Genomic DNA, 21,076 nt, shown 5'->3' on the forward strand with positions numbered 1-21,076 from the left:
CCATTTCCAGCCTGTCGCATAACTCCGAAGCGGAGCGGCTGGCGGCGGAGCGACTGCTCTCCTCCGCCGCGGTGCGCGAACGGGCGGCGGAGATGCTGGAGATCGGGCTCGGCGGGACGCTGCCGCATTTCCGTATCGATGCGGCGAGGCTCGGGCCCACCGCTGATTTCGTTGCCGGCGTGATCCGCGACAATTATCCGGATCTGAATGTGCCGCTGCATGCGCGCTGGCGGCATTTCGTTTTCGGCAAGCGCGATCTGTGGGCGGAGATCGACCAAGCGGGGCAATGGCCGGACGCCAACGCACGGGCGCGAGCCGCTTTCGATCTGGCCATCATCTCGGTCCTGCTGGACGCGGGCGCAGGCCCAGACTGGCGCTACACCGATGCGGTGACGGGCGCGGTGGTTGGGCGGTCGGAAGGTCTGGCGCTCGCGAGTTTGCGGATGTTTCAGGCCGGTCTGTTCTCGTCCGATCCGCGCCGGCCGTTGCGCGTCGACGACGACCGGCTCGCCGACCTCACCAGCGACGATCTTGCGAAAGGCTTTCAGGTCAGCGCGACGAACCCGCTGGCGGGCCTTGATGGCCGTGCGGCTTTGCTGGCGCGTCTTGGCCGCGCCATGCGCGACAATCTGAAAGTGTTTGCGAAACGCGACACGGCGCGACCGGGTGGGCTGTTCGACCATCTCGCCGGCCTTGCCGAAGACCGGATCCTGCCGGCGCCGGCCATCCTTCACGCCTTGCTGCTGCATCTCGGTCCAATCTGGCCGGCGCGACTGACGCTCGGCGGCGTGTCGCTCGGCGATACCTGGCGGCATTCTGCAATCAAGCGTGACGATGTGACCAACGGGCTCGTGCCGTTGCACAAGCTGTCGCAATGGCTGTCCTATTCGCTGATCGAGCCGCTGCGCGACGCCGGCATTGCCGTCAGCGATATCGATGGTCTCACTGGGCTCGCCGAATATCGCAATGGCGGCCTGCTCGTCGACAGCGGCGTAATCGTCCTGCGTGATGCGGCGCAGGCGGCACTGCCGCAGCCGGTCGAATCTGAACTGGTGGTGGAGTGGCGCGCACTGACGGTGGCGTTGCTCGATCGCCTGGCGCCTCTGGTGCGCGACAGGCTGGGTGTAACCCCGCAAAAATTTCCGCTCGGCGCGCTATTGGAAGGCGGTACCTGGGCCGCGGGCCGCAGGATTGCTAGAGAGAAACGGGCGGATGGCGGCCCGCCGCTCAATATTGTCAGCGATGGCACGGTTTTCTGAATGGATATGATACATCCAGCGTCATGCCCGCGCTCGAAGGCTGGCCGGAGTGTAAACTTGTCGCGGGTATCACTTGCTCACTGAGATTAAACGGAAAGACGTGGGTGGCCGGGATAAACCCGGCCATGACGGTTGAGAGGGAAGGTTTTCTCATGGACGGCGTCACCATTGTCGATCACCCGCTGGTGCAGCACAAATTGACGCTGCTGCGCGACAAGACACGCTCGACCAAGGTGTTCCGCGAGCTGTTCAACGAGATCGGCACACTGCTCTGCTACGAGGTCACGCGCGATCTGCCGCTGGAAATGATCGAGCTCGAAACGCCACTGGCGAAAATGCGGTCGCCGGTGCTGGCCGGCAAGAAACTGGTCTTCGCACCGATCGTGCGCGCCGGCATGGGTTTTCTCGACGGTATGCTGAATCTCGTGCCGTCGGCACGCGTCGCCCATATCGGACTTTACCGCGATCCGCGCACGCTGGTCGCCGTCGAATATTTCTTCAAGGCGCCGGACGACATGGCCGAGCGTATGGCGCTGATTCTGCATCCCATGCTGGCGACCGGAAATTCCGCGGTGGCGGCGGTCGACCGCCTGAAGGAAGCGGGAGCGAAATCGGTGCGCATCGTCTGCCTGCTGGTCACGGCACAGGCGGTGGAGAAAGTGCGCGCGCATCATCCCGACGTTCATATCTGGACCGCGGCGATCGACGAAGGCATCAACGAGCAGGGTTATATCCTGCCTGGCCTCGGCGATGTCGGCGATCGCATGTACGGAACGCGGTGAGGCCAAGGTCCGCGAATTGCCCTAGAGCGTTGTCGCGGCAATGGCCCAGACGACGACCGCGATACGCGCCAGGTGAGCCCAGATTGCGGGGCCAGAGTAATGCTCCGCACTGCGCCAGACGCCGAAGACGACGAGCAAATTGTAGGGAAGCGGCGACAGAAAAATGACGGCTGCGAGCGCCAGCGGCCAGCCCGCTGCGAACGCGCCAAGGGCCGCGAATGTCGTCGCCAGATTGAGGAGCGAGCCATAGAGGATGGCATAGTCCCAGAAGGCGCGCCGCAACGCGACGTCGCCGCGCCAGAGCCGCAGCAGCGCAGCCTTGATCTTATTCATGCCGAAGCTTCATTCGTGAAGAGCGATGTCGCCGCCGTGGACATTACACGATACGACACCGCTCCGCCTTCCAGGTCGGATTTTCCTCCTATCCGCTGCAGCGGAATGCCGCGTCAGAAAGCAGGGCTCGGCTTTATTTTAAGCTTAAAATAAATGAAGTTTCATGCATAATCGAACCTCCGGGGAGCGGGAGATGAGCTTGGCTGCGCGTCTTCCGAAGATGAGGCACATTGAACCTTCACCTCTTCGCGACACAGGGAGCGAGCAAACATGATCCAGATGAGCAAAGGCGCCTTAGCGTTGGCCACAGCCCTTGCGGCGACCATTGCCGCCATGTCCGGCGCTGCGGGTCAGGCCATTCCCACCATCCGCGTCGGCTGGACCGTCCCTGCCGAAGACGCAAAATACTGGATGATGAAGCGGCCGGAGCAGTTCCCCAATCTTGGCAAGAAATACAATATCCAGTGGACGCAGTTCCAGGGCACCGCGCAGATGGTGCAGGCGATGAATGCCGGCGCTCTCGACTGCTCGACGCAAGGGGTGCTCTCACTCGGGCAGGGCGCCGCCTCCGCCGGTCTGCAGACCTATGTGGTGGCGCAGCATGTCGGCGAGAAGCCGGGCGGTTTCTCGGTCTATTGGGCGGTGAAGGATGATTCCCCCATCAAGAGCGTGAAGGACCTCAAGGGCAAGACCGTCGGCATCAACGTGCTCGGCTCCGGTATTTACGGTCCGATGGCGATGCTGCTGCGCAAGAACGGGATCGACCCGGAGAAAGACATCAAGCTCGTCGAAGCGCCGTTCCCGACACAGGAAGATGCGATCCGCTCCGGCCGTATAGATGTCGGCGTGCTAAACCAGCCTTTCGCCTCGCGCGCCGAAGCCAAGGGCGGATTGCGCAAACTGTTCTCGATCGCCGACGAAGTGCCGAATGTGGTGCACATCGTCGAAGCCTGCGCCAAGGCCTTCGTCGACAAAAATCCGGAACTCGCCACGCTCTATGTGCAGGACCTGACGGCCGGCATGGGCAAGGCGCTCGCCAACCGCGACGAGACGCTGAAGATCGTGACGGAGATCTTCAAGGCGCCGGTTGCGGTGTTCGAGCCGTTCTATTTCAAGCAATATGATTTTGCCCGCGATCCGGGTGCCGCGGCGAATTACGACGGCATCCAGAAGCTGTTCGACATCTATGCCGATACCGGCATGTTGCCGAAGAAGCTCAATGTGAAGGACTTCAGGCACCCGAAAATCGCAGCGCCGATGAAGTAAAGATGCTGGACCGGCCGGATTACAGCCGTGTGCAGGGGAGTGCGGTCGAGGTGAACGGCACCGCGATGATCTCGATCGAGAAGGTTTCGAAGGAATTCGAGACCAGCCGCGACCGGCGCCATCTGGCTCTGAGCGATATTTCGCTGTCGGTGGCCCGTGGGGAATTCGTTTCCATCCTCGGGCCGTCCGGCTGCGGAAAATCGACGCTGCTTTATATTGTCGGCGGCTTTGTCGAACAGTCATCGGGCTCGGTGATTGTCGACAATGCGCCGATAACCGGCCCGGGCCCGGATCGTGGGCCCGTGTTTCAGGAATTCGCGCTGTTTCCGTGGAAGACCGTGCTCGGCAACGTGATGTACGGGCTGCAACAGCGCGGCGTGGCGAAAGTCGAGGCGCTGGCGCAGTCGCGCGATCTGCTCGCGATGGTGAAACTGTCCGGCTACGAGAATTTCTATCCGAAGGAGTTGTCCGGCGGCATGAAGCAGCGCGTGGCGATCGCGCGCACGCTGGCCTATTGCCCGAACATCCTCCTGATGGACGAGCCCTTCGGTGCGCTTGACGCGCATACCCGCACCAAGCTCCAGAATGACCTGCTCGGTATCTGGGAAAAGGATCGCAAGACGGTGCTGTTCGTCACCCACAGCGTGGAGGAGGCGGTGTTCCTCTCCGATCGCGTGGTGATGCTGACGAGCTCTCCCGGACGCATCAAGGAGGTCATCAAGATCGATCTGCCGCGTCCGCGCGAGCGCGCCGAGTTGCTGCTCAACCGGCGTTATCAGGATTATGTCGTCGAGATCGAGAAGATGATGGACGAGCAGCCGGAGACGCGCGCGTCATGACGGCGGAATCCACCCTGCGCACGGTCGAACGCGCGGAGGCGCCGTGGTGGTCGCCGGCCGGCGCGATCCCCGGCCTGCCGCCCATTCTCGCCTGCGTCGGATTGTTGCTGCTCTGGGAGCTGGTGGCGCGCTGGTACGGTCTGAATGGCCTGCCGCCCGCATCCGCCGCCTTGCCGCAGATCCCGGATATTCTCAGCGACAAGGCTTCGCTGATCGACATTGCGGATTCGCTGCGCCGCATGCTGATCGGCTTCGTGCTGGCGCTGGCCGTTGCCGTGCCGGTGGGGCTGGCGATGGGCCGCAGCAAACATGTCGCGGCCTTCTTCAATCCGCTGATGATGGTGATCTATCCGGTGCCGAAGGCAGCACTGATGCCGATCATCATGCTGTGGCTGGGGGTGGGCGATGCCTCCAAGACGCTGGTGATCTTCCTCGGCGTCACGCTGCCCCTGATCTATCACAGCTATCAGGGTAGCCGGGCGGTGGAGGAAAAGCTGCTGTGGTCGGCCGCCGCCATGGGCATGAGCGGGCCGGCGCGTCTTGTGCGAATTGTCTTTCCGGCGGCCCTGCCGGAAATTCTGGTCGGCTTCCGCACCGGCCTGGTGCTGGCGCTGATCACCATGGTGACCAGTGAGATGATCGCGCGTCAGACCGGCATCGGCAACATCATCTTCGTGTCGCTGGATCTCGGCATCTATGACCGGGTCTATGCGATGATCGTGATCATCGGCGCGCTCGGTTTCATCCTCGACGCGATCTTCGAATTCACGCGCAGTCGGCTGGTGGCCTGGGCGGAGCCCTCGCAGACCCTCGTGGTGGGTACGACATGACACGGCGCAGCGCGGCGGCGTTCGATACACTGATTGGCTTTGTTCCGATCGTCGGCATCATCGCGGTGTGGCAGGCGGTGGTGATAGCGGGCGTGGCGCCGCCTGCCTTGCTGCCGGCACCGGCGGCGGTCTTCTCCCGCTTCCTGCAGCAGATCGTCTCGCCGGATTATCTGGAACACACCTACATCACGCTCTACCGCCTGTTCGTCGGCTTCGGCATCGCAGTCCTGGCCGGCGTGACCTTCGGCATTCTGATGACCGGCAGCCAGGCGGTGGCGGCGATCGTGCGGCCGATCGTCCGCGTCCTGGCGCCGGTGCCGAAGATCGCGCTCTATCCGGCCTTCACGCTGACGCTGGGCTATGACGACGCGTCGAAAATTGCATTGGTGATCGCGGACGCGATGTTTCCGATCCTGCTCGCGACCTATCAAGGCGCCTCCGCGGTCGAGCCGAAGCTCGCCTGGTCGGCGCGCGCCATGGGCATGTCGCGGCTGAAGACATTGTTCACCGTGGTGCTGCCGGCGGCGATGCCCTCGGTGCTGACCGGCTGCCGCATCGGTCTGATCATCTCCTGCATTGTGGTGTTCCTTGCCGAGATGATCACCTCGACCGACGGTCTTGGTCACCTGCTGATGCGGGCGGCGCGCAATTTCCAGACCGTCGACATGTTCGTGCCGCTGATTACCATCTCGATCCTGGGGCTGCTGCTGAATGCGGGGTTCAACAGGCTGCGGCGTTATCTGCTGCGCGGCTTTGCGGAGGAGAAATAGCTTTCATCCGTCACCCTGAGGTGCCTCAGGGTGACGGAGTGATGACCGCGAAGACTATCCCTTCGTCCGTTCTGCACGTTCGCGGATCAGGAGATCGAGCGCGCGCAGGATCATGCCGCGTTCCTCCGGCGTCAGCGGTGCAAGCATGTCGGCTTCGTGCTGCTTTGCCGCGCGCAGGACCGGCTCCGCGCGCTTGCGTCCCTGTTCGGTGAGATGAATCAGCACCCGCCGCCGGTCCTTGGCATCCGACCGACGCTCGACCAGCCCCTGTTTCTGCATCCGATCAAGGATTTTGGTCATGCGCGACTGCTCCATGATCGCCATGGCGGCGAGGTCGCCGACGCCAAGACCTTCCGCGCCGTTGAGGCAGGCGAGCACGCGATATTCCGGCACGGTCAGCTTCCAGGTCTTCAGCTTCTTGTGAAAGCCTGAGGCGACGATATGGCTTGCGCGCGACAACAGATAGGAGAGGTAGCTTGCGGCGAAACTGCCATTGACCGACAGGCCGTTGCCGCTCTTGTTTCCCGCGCTGCTGGAGCGCCGGGTCCGGGCGTGCTGCTTGTTCACGAAATGCGGTCCGTTTCTGTACGACCTATGCTTTTTCATATATCGTGACAGGAAATCTGTGCGCGCGCCAGCCCGGCGATGCGCGGTTATCAGCCGAGGTGTGCATGCTGGCCGACCGGATCGAGGGAAAATGGATCGATGCCTTCACCGAAGTGATCGAGCGTTGCGGGGTAAGGAAGGGCGACACCGCTGCGATCCTGTCGGAAACGCAATCGCGCCAATTGAATGTGCACTTGACCGAACTGGCATTGCTGCGTCTTGGCGCACGGCCTTTCCACATCGTGGTGCCGACGCCGCGCAATCCGCACCCCGTGCCGATCCGCTCGACCGGCGCCAGCGTCGCGCTTGGCGCCCTCGGTCCCGTCATTTCCGCGCTCGGCCAGGCCGGCTTCGTCGTCGATTGCACGATCGAAGGGCTGATGCATGCGCCGGAAACCCCGGCGATCCTGAAGGCCGGCGCGCGCATTCTTTATATTTCCAACGAACATCCGGAAGCCCTGGAGCGCATGCGCCCGGATGACCGGCTGGAAAAACAGGTGCGCGCCGCCGCGAAGATGCTGCGCGGTGCCAAGCACATGAAGGTCACCTCGGAGGCAGGAACGAATCTCGACGTCGACATGGAAGGCGCCTCGACCGTCGGCGTCTGGGGCTGGACCGATAAGCCGGGCACGCTGGCACACTGGCCGGGCGGAATTGTCGTGAGCTTCCCGAAAGGCGGCACGGTTAACGGCACGCTGGTGCTCGATCGCGGCGACATCAACCTGACCTTCAAACGTTATCTGGAATCGCCGATCCGGCTGACGCTGAAGGATGATTACATCAGCGACATCATCGGAGAGAGTGCCGATGCCGAGATGATGCGCTCTTATCTTGCCGCCTGGGGCGACCGCGAAGCCTATGCGGTGTCGCATGTCGGCTGGGGCATGAATCCCGGCGCGCGTTACGAAGCCCTGGCCATGTACGACCAGCGCGACACCAACGGCACCGAGCTGCGCGCCGTGCCCGGCAATTTTCTGTTTTCAACGGGTGCGAATGAATTTGCCGGACGTTACACGGTCGGTCATTTCGACATCCCGGTGATGAAGACGACGATCAGCCTCGACAACACCGTGGTGATCCGCAACGGCGTGCTGCAGGATGTGTTCGGATAATCTTCCCTCTCCCCGCAAGCGGGAGAGGTGAAAAGACACTCGTCCGGGACGCGAGCTTACAGCACCGGCGGCTTCACCAGATCGAGCTGGCGCAGCATCTGCGCAAATGCCTTCAGCCGCTCGCGCCGATAGGCACCGAGATCGAGCCCCTCGTAATTAAGAAAGCCCTGACCGGTCTTCAGGCCGATGCGGCCTTCCTTCATGTTCCGCTCGATAATGTCCGGCGCGGCATAGCGCTCATTGCCGAGCGCCTGCGTCAGGTAGCGGCTGGCATAATAGAGAATGTCGCCGCCGCCCCAGTCGATGAATTCGAGCAGGCCCAGCACCGCAAAACGGAAGCCGAAACCGTACCTGATCGCTTTGTCGAGGTCTTCCGGCGTAGCGACGCCTTCCTCGACCATGCGCGCGGCTTCATTCATCGCCAGTGCCTGAATCCGCGGCACGATGTAACCGGGGCTCGCCGCGCAGACGACCGGGACCTTGCCGACCGATTCCAAAAGTGCGTTCAGCTTTTTCGTGATCTCGGGCGCAGTGTGCTTGCCAGGCGAAACCTCGACCAGGGGCACAAGATACGCGGGATTAAGCCAGTGCGCGTTGAGAAAACGCTCCGGCTGTTCGACCGCGCTCGACAGATCATCAACGAGGATGGTCGATGTTGTCGAGGCAACGATCGAATGCGGAGCGGCGAGCCTGGATGCGCGCGCGAGCGCGTCACGTTTCAGGTCAAGCACCTCGGGAACGCCCTCAAAGATAACCGGCGACGAGGCGAAGGAGGCGCTTGCATCCGCTTCGGAAACCACGTTCACGCGTGACATGATGACATCGACGGCGCTCTCGTCGAACAGGCCAAGCTGCGCCAGCATGCGCAGCGTTCCGCGCACTTCTTCGATGGCTTCTGACTTTATCTTGGCAAAGTCTTCGGCCGGGCGAGGTTTGAAATCGACGATATCGACCGGATGACCGGCATAAGCGAAGACCGCGGCAATGCCGCGGCCCATGCGTCCCGCGCCGAGGCAGGCGATCTTCTCGCGCGTCATGAAAATCCGTCCTTCAACAAGGTCTGCAGCCTAGCGCGATCATAGCCGCCGAAGCCAAGAGCTGCCAAAGTTCGCCCGCTCTGCAGGAAATCCTCGCCGCAAATGGCGCCGCCGATTGCGGTAAAGGCGCGCATCAGCGGGGTCGCCACGCCGGCGAGTTCCGCCACCGAGACGAAGAAGGACAGGCCGATGCGCGTGTCCTCGCGCATGTAGCGATGCTCGGTGAGCACGATATGCTCGCGCCAGTCGCCCGAATCGGTCAGCTTGTCGTGTGAGCCGCGGCCATACATCCATTCGGCGCCCGTCGTGGCGTAATGGTCGGCGAGCGGAAAATGCGGCGCGCCATAGCCGAGCTTCTCACGAACTGCGATGCGCTCGGCATCGAGCGCATCGGTGACGCGCCGGATCGCGGGCTGAGTACCTTCCTTGTGGATATCCCAGCGGTCAAAATGCTCAAGCGGTCCGGCATTCATGGTGATCAGCGGCGGGTGGATGATCGGGCCGGCATTCATCAGCGCGCCGGAGAGCGCGTCACCGCAATCTTCGATGACATTGGGAAACGCCTGGCCGATCACCTTCAGCGCGTGATCCTTCAGCGTGAGCGGAAACACGCCGGTCGGCAGGTGCTTGGCGCGCACGGTGATCGCGACCTCGAACGGCGCGTGCTTGCGGGTGAGCCAGGGCAGGGTGCCGGTCTCTGCGAAAGCGACCATCGCGCGATTGCCGGCATCCCAAGCGGCTTTCGCAAAGATCATGGAGCCGAAGGTGCCAGGTGGCAGAAAGACCACCTGTCCATCGACAAAGTGCGGACCTGCAATTTTCGCGATATCCGCCTGCGCGGTCGCAGGCGCCGGACAGACGATCAACTCAGCGCTACGCAAGGCGTCGGCGATGTCGTTGGTGACGACTGCAACCTTTGCATCATGCTTGCCGGCGAAATCCTTCACCAGGATATTGTTGCCGTTCGCGTTGTGCGCCTTCACGGCTTCGACGTCGCGGCGCCACAGCCGCACCTCGTGACCAGCAAGCGAGAAATCGGCGGCTGCGGCGAATGATCCGTTGCCTCCGCCCAGAACAGCAATGCGCATGTGAACTCCCTTGCTTGACCCATCACCCTGAGGTGCGAGCGCGGAGCGCGAGCCTCCAAGGGTGATGGCCGCTCATCATTCGAGGGCCGCGCTTCGCGCGGCCGCCTCAGGATGACGAAGCAGGCTTTGTGACCCGTTCCTTCAACAAGAAATGCTGCACCTTGCCCATGGCATTGCGTGGCAAAGTCTCAGTGAAGATGATCTCATGCGGTACCTTGAAGCGCGCAAGATTTTTACGCGCATGGGCGATCAGCGTTTCGGCCTCGAGGCTGCAGTCCTTGCGTTTCACCACGAAAGCGACCGGCACCTCCTGCCATTTCTTGTCGGTGCGGCCGATCACCGCGCATTCGGCGACGTCGGGATGTTCGCCGAGCACGCGCTCGAGCTCTGCTGGATAGATGTTCTCGCCGCCGGAAATAATCACATTCTTCTTGCGGTCGTGAATGTGGAAATAGCCGTCGACATCACGGGTACCGATATCGCCGGTGTGATACCAGCCGTCGCGCAGGGCTTCGGTCGTGGCCTGCGCATTGCCCCAATATTCGAAGAACACATTCGGCCCGCGCACGGCCACTTCGCCTGCCGTGCCGTGCGGCACTTCGCGGCCCTGCTCGTCGACGATGCGGGCCTCACAATAGAGGCCGGGCAGGCCGGTGGAATTGCCGCGGCTGAGATCGCCGCCGAGCCGAGTGTAGACGGCGATCGGACACGTCTCGGTCGAGCCATAGACCTGCAGCACCGGCACGCCGCGCTTGGTGATCGCATCGATCAGGTGCTGTGGCACTGTGACCGAGCCGGTCGAGATCGCACGCAGGCTGGAAAAGTCGGTGATGTCCCAGTCGGGATGCTGAAGCACCGCCTGGATCGTGGTCGGCACCAGCACCGTGTGCGTCGGCTTGTCGCTGTGAATGGCAGCCAGCGTGGCGTCCGGCGCGAAGCGGCGATGCACAGTGACGGTGGCGCCGAGTTGCAGCGCAGGGGTCGTCTGGATGTTGAGGCCGCCGACATGGAAGAAGGGCAGCACGGTGAGGATATGATCGTCGCTGGTCATGCCGTGCATATGCTGGCTCATTGCCGCGTTCCAGATCAGCGCCTCCTGTCGCAGTACCGCACCCTTCGGGCGGCCGGTGGTGCCGGAGGTGTAGATGATGAGAAGCGGTAACAGCACGTCGACATGCGGATTGCGGTCGTCGCCTGCGCCTGAAATCAGCAGCTGGTCGAAGGACGGACCATCCGGCGGAACGAATTCGATGCCGATGACGCGTGCATCGGGCAAGGTTTCCGCCAGCGGCACGATGACTGGCGCGAAGGTTTCCTCGACGAATAGCGCCTTCACGGAGGCATCGGAGAGAATGAAGAGCTGCTCGGGCACTGCCAGTCGCCAGTTGATCGGCACCAGCATGGCGCCGAGCCGTGCGCAGGCATAGAGCAGGACCAGATAGTCCGGATGGTTGGCGGCGAGGATGGCGACGCGGTCGCCGCGACCAACGCCGAGCCGCGATTTCAGCGCGCGGGCGCAAGCGGCAATGCGGTCGGCGAACTGCCGATAGGTCAGCGCCGCGCCTTCGAAGCGGATCGCGATCTTGTCCGGCGTGAAGGCAGCGTTGCGGTCGATGAGATCGGAGAGGTCCATGAAGGCGGTCACGCGTTGCTCACCCCCCCCATGAAAGAAGGAGGTCGTCCGCCGTGGCTCGCCAGGCGAGCGAAGGCGTGGCGGGTCGGGGTCATGTCTTCAGCCGCCCGACCCCATCCCAACCCTACCGCTTTCAGCGGGAGGGAGCAGGCGGGCGCGTGCGGCAATGTATCACTCATCCTGCTCGCCCGGTTCATACAGCGCTTCCCGCCCGATGCGGTCGACGCAAATCTCCGCGGTCCAGGGCAACATCAGCGCGCCGCAACGGCTGTCGCGATAGATGCGCTCGAGCGGCAAACTCTTCAGCATCGCCTGGCCGCCGCAGGTGCGAATCGCCTTCACCGCGATGGCATTGGCGTTTTCCATGACGCTGTGTTGCGCGGCATAGGCGCGCAGCACCTGATCCTTGGTGGGATTGGCGCGAGCCTCGGTGATTGACTGGAACCAGATCGCTTTTGTCTGTTCCAGCATGATGCGCATCTCGGCGACGGCGATCTGCTTGGTCGGGAACATGCGGCGCTTCACCGGCGGTGTACCGGGCGCTTCGCCACGCAGATATTGCACGGTGAAATCGTAGGCCGCCTGCGCAAGACCCATGTATGTCGGAGACAATGTGAGGAACATGTGCGGCCAGCGCGACGCCGCCTGGAAATAGACGCCGTGCGGCATGAGCATGGCCTCTTCCGGCACAAACACATCCTTGAACAGCAGCGTGCGCGAAACGGTGCCGCGCATGCCCAGCGGATCCCAGTCACCGACGACTGACACGCCCGGCGCATTGGCGGGCACTGCCACGTAAAGTGTATTGCGGCGGCTTGCGGCTTCGCCTTCGGCGCGCTCGGTGCAGAGGACGCCGTAATAATCGGCGGAGCCGGAGAGCGAAGCGAAAATCTTCTTGCCATTTATGATGAAGCCGCCCTCCACTGGTTTCGCTTCGGTACCGAAGGCGACGACGCCCGCCGCCGCCGCGCCGCCTTCGGAGAAGGGCTGTGCGTAAATCGCGCCATCCTTCACGATGCGCTGATAATGAACAGACCGGCGTTTCACGTGCGCCGCGCGATCCTGCGGCGTCATCTCTAGCTCGTCGGCGAGCGGGCCAGACCAGAGCGTCGAGCAGACATGCATGTTCCACGACAAAGTCGTTGCGCCGCAATAGCGGCCGAGCTCGGCGGCGGCGAGACAATAGGTCTGGAAATCCGCACCCAGGCCGCCATCGGCTTTCGGAATGCACAGCGAGAGCAGACCTTCGCCGTGCATGTCGCGGAAATTCTCGATCGGGAAGGTCGCGTCGCGGTCGTGCTTGGCCGCGCGCGGCGCGACGACGGTCTTGCCGAAGCGTCGCACCTTCTCGGTCAGCGCGGCCTGTTCATCGGTCAGCCGGAAAGCGTCGGCGGGAAACATCGGCGCATCGACTTGCGGTTCGTCGAGAGCGACGGCTTTGGCGGCGGCTGTCATTGTCACGGCTCCCTTCAGGCTTTGGCGACGCTGGGCGACAGGAGAAAATCAAGAACGGCTCTGTCGAAAGCCTGCGGCGCTTCGAGATTGGGCAGATGGCCGACATCCGGCAGGCACGCATATTGCGCGCCCGGAATTTTCGCCGCCATACGCTGCATCATCGGCGCCGGCGCATTGCGATCATGCTCTCCGGCGAGGCAAAGAACCGGGCAGCGGATGTGGCCGAGATTGGCGCGCTCGTCGAAGCGCACAAGGCAATGGACTGCGGCGCGATAGGTGGACGCAGGCGTCGCGCCCATGAGCTCGATGGCGATCATACGGCCTTTTTGATCGGGAGAAGGCCCAATCATGCCGTCCACGATCTCCGGCGCGAGGTCCATCATGGTCTTCCCGGACTCGAGCGGCGCGAGGCGCTCGGCGACGAATTTTTTCTGAAAATCGCCTTCCGGATTGCCGAAGGCCGGGCTGGTGCCGACCAGCACCGCAGCGCGGTAGCCGTCAGGCCTGCGGCGCAGCATGGTTTGCACGATCATGCCGCCCATGGAATGGCCGACAAGAACCGTACGCTGCAGCTTGTCGCGGTCGATGACCGCCTCGACGTCGGCGGCCAGGCCCTCGAACGTCATGCCGTCAACAGGCGGGCGCGCGCCATAGCCCGACAGGTCAAGTGGCACTGGATGGAAGCCCGCTTTGGTGAAAGACTGCGCTTGCGGCGCCCAACCGCGCGCGGCTCCGCCAATGCCATGCAGAAAGATGACAGCCGGCGCGGCGGCAGACGGCTTGACGTTGTCAGTCACGTAATTCTCCCGGCGGTCCCTGTCCGGCCGGGCCATGCTAGCAAAGTCAAAATATATGAAAAGGAATATTTCTAGGCGTGAGCCATTTCGAATGACCCGACTTCCCGAAAGAAATCCTAGAGCGCCTTACGGGCGCGCGGGTCGAGCCAGTCGCGGGCGGTATCGGCCAGGATGTTGATGGCAAGGATCACAAGCGACAGCAGCAGCGCCGGCCACAGGATCATCGACGGCCGGATCTGAAAATAGAGCCGCGCGTCGGCCATGATGTTGCCCCAGGTCGGCACCTCCGGATTGATGCCCGCCCCGAGGAAGGACAGGATCGATTCGAGAAGGATGGCGGAGGCGCATATATACGTGCCCTGGACGAGCAGAGGTCCGAGGGCGTTCGGCAAGAGGTGGCGCCGCAGGATGGTGAAGCTCGGCGCTCCGAGTGCGATTGCGGCCTTCACGTAAAGTTCTTCGCGCGCCGACAGCATGACTGAGCGGACCAGCCGTGTGACGCGCGGAATTTCGGGAATGGTGATGGCGAGAAGGACCGCGGCAAGATGCGCGCCCCATAATGTCACAATCGCAATCGCCAGAAGCACATTCGGAATCGCCATCACGCCGTCCATCGCCCGCATGATGACGCTGTCCAGGCCGCGGAAATATCCGGCGATGAGGCCAAGCACGAGGCCGCAGGCCAGCCCGACGACGGCGGCGCCGAAGCCGATGAGCAAGGAGACGCGGCCGCCATACAGAATGCGCGCGAGGAGATCGCGGCCGTAGAGATCAGTGCCGAGCAGGAAAGCATCGCCCGGCGGCTGCAGGCGCAACGATGGTGCGAGTGCCACCGGATCGTGGGACGAAATCAGCGGCGCCAGCAGCGACACGCCGATCATTGCCAGCAGAATGAGCAGCGCCGGAATGCAAAGCGGATTGGCGCGGATGACGGACCGCCATTTCGCCCGCGCTGAGCTGCGATGAGAAACACTCGTGACGTCGGCTTTCATGTATAGCGCACTCTCGGATCAAGCGCGGCATAGGCGAGGTCGACCGCCAGATTGAGCATGACATAGAGCGCGCTGGTCAGAAGGATCACGCCCTGGATCACGGGGTAGTCGCGCGCCAGCACCGCATCCACGGTCAAGCGCCCGAGTCCGGGCAAATTGAACACGCTCTCGGTGACGATGGCGCCACCGATCAAGAGCGCGAAGCCGTTGCCGATGATGGTGAGGATGGGCGCCGCCGCCAATGGCAGCGCGTGATGATAAAGGACGGCCTGTTCCGACAACCCTTTGGCGCGCGCGGTGCGGATGTAGTCCTGGCCCAGCACGTCCAGCATGCTGGCCCGCGTGATGCGCGCTATCAGCGCGACCAGCGGAATCGACAAGGTCACAACCGGAAGAAACATGTGCCGCAGGAACGGGCCGAGACCGTCCACAGGACTGCGATAGCCCTGCACCGGCAGCCATGGCAGTTCGATCGCGAAGACCAGCATGAGCACATAGCCCACCACAAAGACCGGCACCGAGAAGGCCACGACCGATGCCAGCATGATCGCGCGGTCGCTGAGTCGCCCGCATTTCCGGGCCGCAATCACGCCGATCGGAATTGCGGCGCAGGTAGACACGAGCATGGTGAGCAGGGTGAGCCACAAGGTCGGCCCCATGCGCTCGGCGATAATACGCGTCACCGGCAGGCCGGAGACCAGCGAGACGCCGAGATCGCCGGCGGCGATCTGGCTCACCCAGACGAAGAACTGGCTCACAATCGAGCGGTCAAGGCCGAGTGCTTGCCGGATTTTAGCGAGTTGTTCAGGCGTCGCGCTGTCGCCGGCGATGATGGCGGCGGTGTCTCCGGGCGCCAGACGCAGCAGGAAAAATGCAAAGAGCACGACAAAAAGCATGACGGGGAAGACCGCCAACAGCCGCCGGATGAGATAGGACATCGCCAATCCAAGGCTCTCCGAATGTGGCGCGGCGGGGGGCGCCGACGTCGTGCGGCTCGCGACTATTTCTTGCTCATGTTCCAGAAGATCGGGATCGGGCTGTCGACGACGGCGGACAAATTCTTGCGCCAGGCCGACTGGCGGGAGAACTGCCCGAGCGGAATGTAGATCACCTGATCATAGGCATAAGCCTGCATGTCGTTGGCGATCTTCTTGCGCTCTTCAGGCGTCATCGCCAGCGCATAAGCCTGCCGGAAATCCTCAAGCTTGCGATCGTCCGGCCAGCCAAACCAGGCGCCGTCCTTGCCGCGGCCGATCAGATTCTGGTTCACCAGCGGATTCACCAGATCCGAGCCCGCCCACAGCGTGAAAAACATATTCCATCCGCCTTCTGCCGGCGGCTTCTGGCTGGCGCGGCGGCTGACAACCGTCTGCCAGTCCATCGCCTGCAGATCGACCTTGAAGCCGGCTTGCCGCAGCAACTGGGCGGCGACGACGGGATGCGTTTTCAAGACGCCTACGTCGGTCGGATGCAGAATGACAACGGGCGTTCCGTCATAGCCGGATGCCTTCAGCGCCTTGCGCGCAGCGTCCATGTTCTTGCTGAACAGCGATTTTGCGCCGATATCGGTCGCCAGTGCGGAGTTGCAGGCGAACATGGCACCGCAAAGCTGATAATATTTCGGATTGCCGACCAGGGCGTCGAGAAAATCCTTCTGGTTCAGCGCCAGCATGGCGGCGCGCCGGATTTCGACCTTGTCGAAAGGCGGATGCAGGAAATTCATGCGCCCGACGATCTGCGATCCAAGCGGGTCGGTGCCCCTGATCTGGATGTTGCGGTTCCGCGCCAGGAGCGGGATCAGGTCGAATGGCGTGTCCTCGATCATGTCGATCTCGCCGGAGAGCAGGGCCGCGATCTGGGTCTGCGGATCCGGCATCACGATCCATTCGACGCGGTCGACATCGACGCGTTTGCCGCCCGCAGTCCAGCTCACCTTCTCCGCGCGCGGCACGTAATCCTTGTTCTTCTCGTAGACCGCCTTCACGCCGGGCTGGAATTCCTTGACCACGAACTTGAACGGACCCGAGCCAATGAAATTGGTGATTGCCTGGTTGGGCGAAGTTTCCGCAACCCGCTTCGGCATCATGAAGGGCGGATAGGATGAAATCTTGCCGAGCGCTTCGAGAACGAAGCCGAGCGGTTTTTTCAGCGTCAGCGTGATGGTCCTAGCGTCGGCGGCTTCCAGCTTCGCGGTGTTGTCGAGGATGAGTTGGCCGGTGCCGTCCTTCGCCGCCCAGCGCCGGATCGACGCGACGCAGTCGGCCGCGGTGACAGGCTGTCCGTCATGCCATTTCAGGTTATGGCGCAGGGTGAAGGTGTAGGTCAGCTTGTCCGCCGACAGCGTCCAGTCCGCCATTTGCGGACGGACCTGAAAGGTCTCGTCCGTTCCGAGCAGCGTGTCATAGATCATGTAACCATGATTGCGGGTGATGTAGGCGGTGGTCAGGATCGGATCGGTCACCCGCAGCGGCGAATGCATGACCGCGCGTATTGTTTTACCGCCGGCGAGCGCCGGACCGAGCGGCAGCGAGCAAAGACTGAGCAGCGAGAGGGCAAGCGCCAGACGCAAGCGCACAAGGACAGTCACAGGTCGGCTTCGATTCATCTCGGATTGCGTTCCGGCGCCGCCAGCAGAGGAGGCGAACGGTTGATTCCTCGTAAACTTGTACAGAACAACAATTTCTTAAAGGCGTTCTGCCATGATGCGCGGGAACGGACCGACGGGCCGACCATCATCTTCACTCGTTTTTGCGAGTGGATATGCGGAAACAGGGTTCTGGCCGCTCAGAAGAGTCACGTCGAAACGAACATTATTCTGCAAATTACGCGGAATTAGTGAACAAAGTTTTGATCACGACAGGCGAGTTTCGTCAGCTTGGCCGTCACTGAACGCAGGACTTGATGAGACCCGCATTACCATCGGCCGCGACAGGACAAACCCGCAAAGTCCCGACGGAAATCTACATTCCGCTGGTCGATTCGCTTTACAAGGACGGCCGCACCCTTTTTTCCGGCACGGTGTTCATCGTCGGCTCGGTTCTGGTCACTTATTGGAAGACCGGCGAGCCGCTGCTTTTGCTTTGCGCGCTGGTGTTTGCGCTGGTTGCTTTCGCGCGCGGACTGTCCATGCGCGCCTATGGCCGACTACGCACGACAATCAGGACCGAAGAGGCGGCGAAGCGTTGGGAATATCGTTACGTGGTCGGCGCCGCGATGTCGGTGCTGCTGCTGGGCCTGTGGTGTTACACTGCTTTCGCGCTGACCAATGACGCCTTTGCCCAGCTCGTCAGCTTCACAATGACCGTCGCTTATGTGGTCGGCATTTTTGGGCGCAATTTCGGAAGCGCGCGCTTTGTCATTGTGCAGATCCTCTGCGCCTGGGTGCCGATGACGGCGGCGCTGGTCCTGCATGGCGACATATATCACTGGATTTTTGCCGCGCTGCTCATTCCGTTCTTCATGGCGGTGAAATTCATCGCCGAGCGGTTGCGCCGGACCTTGCTTGATGCGGTGATCGCGACGCGTGATGTGACCCTGCTGGCCACACGCTTTGATACCGCGCTCACCAACATGCCGAACGGCCTGTGCATGTTCGACAAGGATGGCCGCATCGCGGTCTCGAACGGCAAGCTGAATCTGCTGCTGGGGCTTCCCGTCGACCGCGAGCTGCGCGGCATGACGCAAAGGCAACTGGTCGAAAGCCTGGTGCAGAATGATCGGCTGTCCGAGCGCAACGCCAGGCGCCTGCTCCGTAATCTGGAAAAGCGCCGCATCGGTGCCGGCGCCAAGAGCTTCGACGTGGATTTACAGAGCGGCCGCACCCTGGAATTCACGTTCCAGTTGATGGACAGCGGCGGCTTCGTCCTGCTGGTTGAGGACATCACGGAACGCAAGATCGCCGAGGCGAAGATCAGCCATATGGCGCGTTTCGACGCGCTGACTGGGCTGCCGAACCGCATGGTGCTGCATGACCGCATGAATGAAGCGCTGGCGGAGCACGGCCCGCGCCAATTTTCCGCCCTTCACTTCATTGATCTCGACCAGTTCAAGCAGGTCAATGACACGCTCGGTCATTCACGCGGCGACCTGCTGCTGCAGGCGGTTGCCGACCGGCTGCGTTCGATGGTCAGGAAAACAGATATCGTGTCGCGCTTTGGCGGAGACGAATTTGTAGTGCTGCAATCGCCGATCGAGTCCTCGGGAGAGGCCGCCGAACTCGCCAAGCGTATTCTTTCGGCGCTCGGCGGAACCTATCAGATCGACGGCCATGAAGTCGTGATCAGCGCCAGCATCGGCATCGCCTTGTCGCCGATGGACGGCACGGAAGTTGATCAGGTGCTGCGCAACGCCGACATGGCGCTTTACCGGGCCAAGGCCGAAAGCCGTGGCGCCTGGCGGTTCTTCGAACCCGAAATGGATGCAGACGCGCAAGCACGTCGAAGCCTCGAACTCGATCTGCGCAACGCGCTGGAGAATGACTCATTCGAGGTCTATTACCAGCCGCTCGTGAATGTGAAGTCGAAGCGGATCGTCGCCTGCGAAGCGCTGTTGCGCTGGCCGCATCCGGAGCGCGGCATGATCTCTCCCGCCGAGTTCGTTCCGGTGGCGGAGGAGATGGGCCTGATTGTCGAGCTTGGCCGGCGCGTGCTGCAGATGGCCTGTCAGGAATGCCGCAAATGGCCGGGCAATATCGGAGTTGCGGTCAACCTGTCGCCGATCCAGTTCAGTCGGGCCAATATTCCGTCGCTGGTCTGCGAGACGCTGGGCAGCACGGGCCTCACCCCGAACCGGCTTGAAATCGAGATCACCGAAACGTTGCTGTTGCAAGACACCCGCCGCACCCGGTTGGCGCTGGAGCAGCTGCAGGCGCTGGGCGTGCGGGTCTCGCTCGACGATTTCGGCACCGGCTATTCCAGCCTGAGTTATCTGCACAGCTTCCCGCTGCACAAGGTCAAGATCGACCAGTCCTTCCTCAGCGACGTGGCTGCCAACAGCCGCATGCTTACACTGCTGCGCGGCATGGCGCGGCTGAGCGCGGAACTCGGTTTGCGTGTCGCCGTGGAGGGTGTGGAGACACAGGAACAATTTGCGCTGCTGGAAGCGGAAGGAACCATTGACGAGGTTCAGGGCTATCTGTTCGGGCGCCCCCTCTCTGCCACGGAAATCCGCAAGCTGCTTTACGCAGCGCCCCATGCGCGGGTCGAGCAGGTCGCCTGATCGCTCACTCCAATCATCCGCCGTCCTGGCTTTTCGCTGCACACCGGATAATCGCACCATAATTTCGCGGCGCTGTTCCGTGAATAATCCGGAACATCGCACCACTCGCGGCGGCCGCGGCAACGCGTCTCTGAAATCTGTCGCATTAGTTAACGCGTCTTAAACGTTCGTATTCGTTCGGCTTTTACTAAAGTGAGGCGCGTTTGCGTAACGGATCATTAACCCTAATGAATTGTTAACCGGATAGCAGAATGTTACTTCTTTCTCGCTGGTGCGCGTCAGCCAGTGAGGAGGTCGAGTATGGGTGCCGTAGCGTTTGCGACCACACAGCCCAGTTTTTCCGATCGCGTTTCTCAATTGCTGGACAAAATTGATTGCCGCCTGATCGAATCCGACGAGGATCGCGAGGAAATCTACCGCCTGCGTTACGAGGCCTATCTGCGCGAGGGCGCGATCACCCCGAATCCGAGCAGGACGTTCTCCGATCAGTATGATGAAACCGACAATGTCTGGCTGTTCGGTCTTTATCTCGATGGCGAACTGGCGAGTTCCATCCGCATACATGTGGCCTCGAAAGAAAAGCCCGAGTTTCCGGGCCGGAAGGTTTTTGCCGATATTCTCGAGCCGGAACTCGACGCGGGCAAAGTCCTGATCGATCCCACCCGCTTTGTCACCGAAAAGCATCTGTCGAAGCTGCATCCCGGTCTGCCTTACCTGACGCTGCGGCTGTGTTGGTTGGCAGCCGAGCATTTTTGCGCCGAGCATTTTCTGGTGGCGATCCGCACCGAGCATCAGGCCTTCTACCGGCGTACCTTCATGCATGAGCTGATTTGCGACGCGCGGCCTTATCCGACTCTGATCAAGCCGATCTCGTTGATGACGGTGAGTCAGGCCAAGGTCGCCGATCAGGTGCATCGGCGCTATCCGTTCTTCCGGTCGAGCTATTTTGAGCGGCGGATGCTGTTCGAGCCGTATACGACGGCGCCGCGCACCCCGCTTCAGCCGCGCGCCAATCTCAGCCTGGTACCCGCGCAGGAAGCCGCTCTGCCGACGGGCTGAA

The 21,076-nt window shown here is 62.2% G+C and carries 19 protein-coding genes; 9 read left to right on the plus strand and 10 right to left on the minus strand.

What is annotated here, in order from left to right; all coding sequences use genetic code 11:
• The first annotated feature begins 11 nt into the window (after positions 1-11).
• Together RO009_11490 and upp are read left to right on the plus strand one after the other, a co-directional pair.
• Positions 12-1,259 carry a URC4/urg3 family protein gene (locus tag RO009_11490; protein ID MDT3685653.1) on the plus strand — a complete coding sequence of 416 codons (1,248 nt, stop codon included), beginning with the start codon at positions 12-14 and terminating at the stop codon, positions 1,257-1,259.
• Between the two features lie 152 nt (positions 1,260-1,411).
• Positions 1,412-2,041: a uracil phosphoribosyltransferase gene (gene upp, locus RO009_11495; GenBank protein MDT3685654.1), complete on the plus strand. Its 630-nt coding sequence runs from the start codon at positions 1,412-1,414 to the stop codon at positions 2,039-2,041.
• Positions 2,042-2,062: 21 nt separating this feature from the next.
• Here upp and RO009_11500 read toward each other — a convergent pair whose 3' ends face one another.
• Positions 2,063-2,374 (minus strand): hypothetical protein, encoded by a 312-nt coding sequence (locus RO009_11500; GenBank protein ID MDT3685655.1) that lies wholly within the window; start codon positions 2,372-2,374, stop codon positions 2,063-2,065.
• A 270-nt stretch (positions 2,375-2,644) separates the two neighbouring features.
• Between RO009_11500 and RO009_11505 the strand changes: the two genes are divergently transcribed.
• The 4 genes from RO009_11505 (at position 2,645) to RO009_11520 (ending at position 6,079) form a co-directional block, all read left to right on the plus strand.
• Positions 2,645-3,640 carry an ABC transporter substrate-binding protein gene (locus tag RO009_11505; GenBank protein MDT3685656.1) on the plus strand — a complete coding sequence of 332 codons (996 nt, stop codon included), beginning with the start codon at positions 2,645-2,647 and terminating at the stop codon, positions 3,638-3,640.
• A 65-nt stretch (positions 3,641-3,705) separates the two neighbouring features.
• A complete protein-coding gene (locus RO009_11510) occupies positions 3,706-4,479 on the plus strand; it encodes an ABC transporter ATP-binding protein (protein ID MDT3685657.1) in 774 nt (257 codons plus the stop codon).
• A complete protein-coding gene (locus RO009_11515) occupies positions 4,476-5,309 on the plus strand; it encodes an ABC transporter permease (protein MDT3685658.1) in 834 nt (277 codons plus the stop codon). Before RO009_11510 ends, RO009_11515 begins: the two co-directional genes overlap by 4 nt.
• A complete protein-coding gene (locus tag RO009_11520) occupies positions 5,306-6,079 on the plus strand; it encodes an ABC transporter permease (GenBank protein MDT3685659.1) in 774 nt (257 codons plus the stop codon). The genes RO009_11515 and RO009_11520 overlap by 4 nt, the downstream gene beginning before the upstream one ends.
• A gap of 54 nt (positions 6,080-6,133) precedes the next feature.
• Here RO009_11520 and RO009_11525 read toward each other — a convergent pair whose 3' ends face one another.
• Positions 6,134-6,646: a MarR family transcriptional regulator gene (locus tag RO009_11525; GenBank protein MDT3685660.1), complete on the minus strand. Its 513-nt coding sequence runs from the start codon at positions 6,644-6,646 to the stop codon at positions 6,134-6,136.
• A 104-nt stretch (positions 6,647-6,750) separates the two neighbouring features.
• On the opposite strand from RO009_11525, the gene RO009_11530 reads away from it, so the two are divergent.
• The gene (locus tag RO009_11530) at positions 6,751-7,797 is read left to right on the plus strand and encodes a peptidase M29 (protein ID MDT3685661.1); all 1,047 of its coding nucleotides are present in this window, start codon (positions 6,751-6,753) and stop codon (positions 7,795-7,797) included.
• Positions 7,798-7,853: 56 nt separating this feature from the next.
• On the opposite strand, the gene RO009_11535 is transcribed toward RO009_11530, so the two are convergent.
• The 8 genes from RO009_11535 to RO009_11570 all read right to left on the minus strand — a co-directional run bounded on the left by RO009_11535 (position 7,854) and on the right by RO009_11570 (position 17,386).
• On the minus strand, positions 7,854-8,834 hold the full coding sequence (locus tag RO009_11535) for a 3-hydroxybutyryl-CoA dehydrogenase (GenBank protein ID MDT3685662.1): 981 nt from the start codon (positions 8,832-8,834) through the stop codon (positions 7,854-7,856).
• Complete coding sequence (locus RO009_11540) at positions 8,831-9,922, minus strand: NAD/NADP octopine/nopaline dehydrogenase family protein (protein MDT3685663.1); 1,092 nt, start codon at positions 9,920-9,922, stop codon at positions 8,831-8,833. Before RO009_11540 ends, RO009_11535 begins: the two co-directional genes overlap by 4 nt.
• A 106-nt stretch (positions 9,923-10,028) precedes the next feature.
• Positions 10,029-11,555, minus strand: coding sequence for a long-chain-fatty-acid--CoA ligase (locus tag RO009_11545; GenBank protein MDT3685664.1), 1,527 nt, complete (start codon positions 11,553-11,555; stop codon positions 10,029-10,031).
• A gap of 171 nt (positions 11,556-11,726) precedes the next feature.
• Entirely contained in the window at positions 11,727-13,010 is a 1,284-nt protein-coding gene (locus RO009_11550) for an acyl-CoA dehydrogenase (GenBank protein ID MDT3685665.1), read from the minus strand.
• A gap of 14 nt (positions 13,011-13,024) precedes the next feature.
• Entirely contained in the window at positions 13,025-13,807 is a 783-nt protein-coding gene (locus RO009_11555) for an alpha/beta fold hydrolase (protein ID MDT3685666.1), read from the minus strand.
• A gap of 116 nt (positions 13,808-13,923) precedes the next feature.
• Positions 13,924-14,799, minus strand: coding sequence for an ABC transporter permease (locus RO009_11560; GenBank protein ID MDT3685667.1), 876 nt, complete (start codon positions 14,797-14,799; stop codon positions 13,924-13,926).
• Positions 14,796-15,737, minus strand: coding sequence for an ABC transporter permease (locus RO009_11565; protein MDT3685668.1), 942 nt, complete (start codon positions 15,735-15,737; stop codon positions 14,796-14,798). Before RO009_11565 ends, RO009_11560 begins: the two co-directional genes overlap by 4 nt.
• A 62-nt stretch (positions 15,738-15,799) precedes the next feature.
• Positions 15,800-17,386 (minus strand): ABC transporter substrate-binding protein, encoded by a 1,587-nt coding sequence (locus tag RO009_11570; protein MDT3685669.1) that lies wholly within the window; start codon positions 17,384-17,386, stop codon positions 15,800-15,802.
• Between the two features lie 314 nt (positions 17,387-17,700).
• On the opposite strand from RO009_11570, the gene RO009_11575 reads away from it, so the two are divergent.
• Positions 17,701-20,016 (plus strand): EAL domain-containing protein, encoded by a 2,316-nt coding sequence (locus tag RO009_11575; GenBank protein ID MDT3685670.1) that lies wholly within the window; start codon positions 17,701-17,703, stop codon positions 20,014-20,016.
• A gap of 300 nt (positions 20,017-20,316) precedes the next feature.
• On the plus strand, positions 20,317-21,075 hold the full coding sequence (locus RO009_11580) for a hypothetical protein (protein ID MDT3685671.1): 759 nt from the start codon (positions 20,317-20,319) through the stop codon (positions 21,073-21,075).
• Position 21,076 lies beyond the last annotated feature (1 nt).

This window comes from Pseudorhodoplanes sp. (assembly GCA_032027085.1).
GTDB lineage: Bacteria > Pseudomonadota > Alphaproteobacteria > Rhizobiales > Xanthobacteraceae > Pseudorhodoplanes.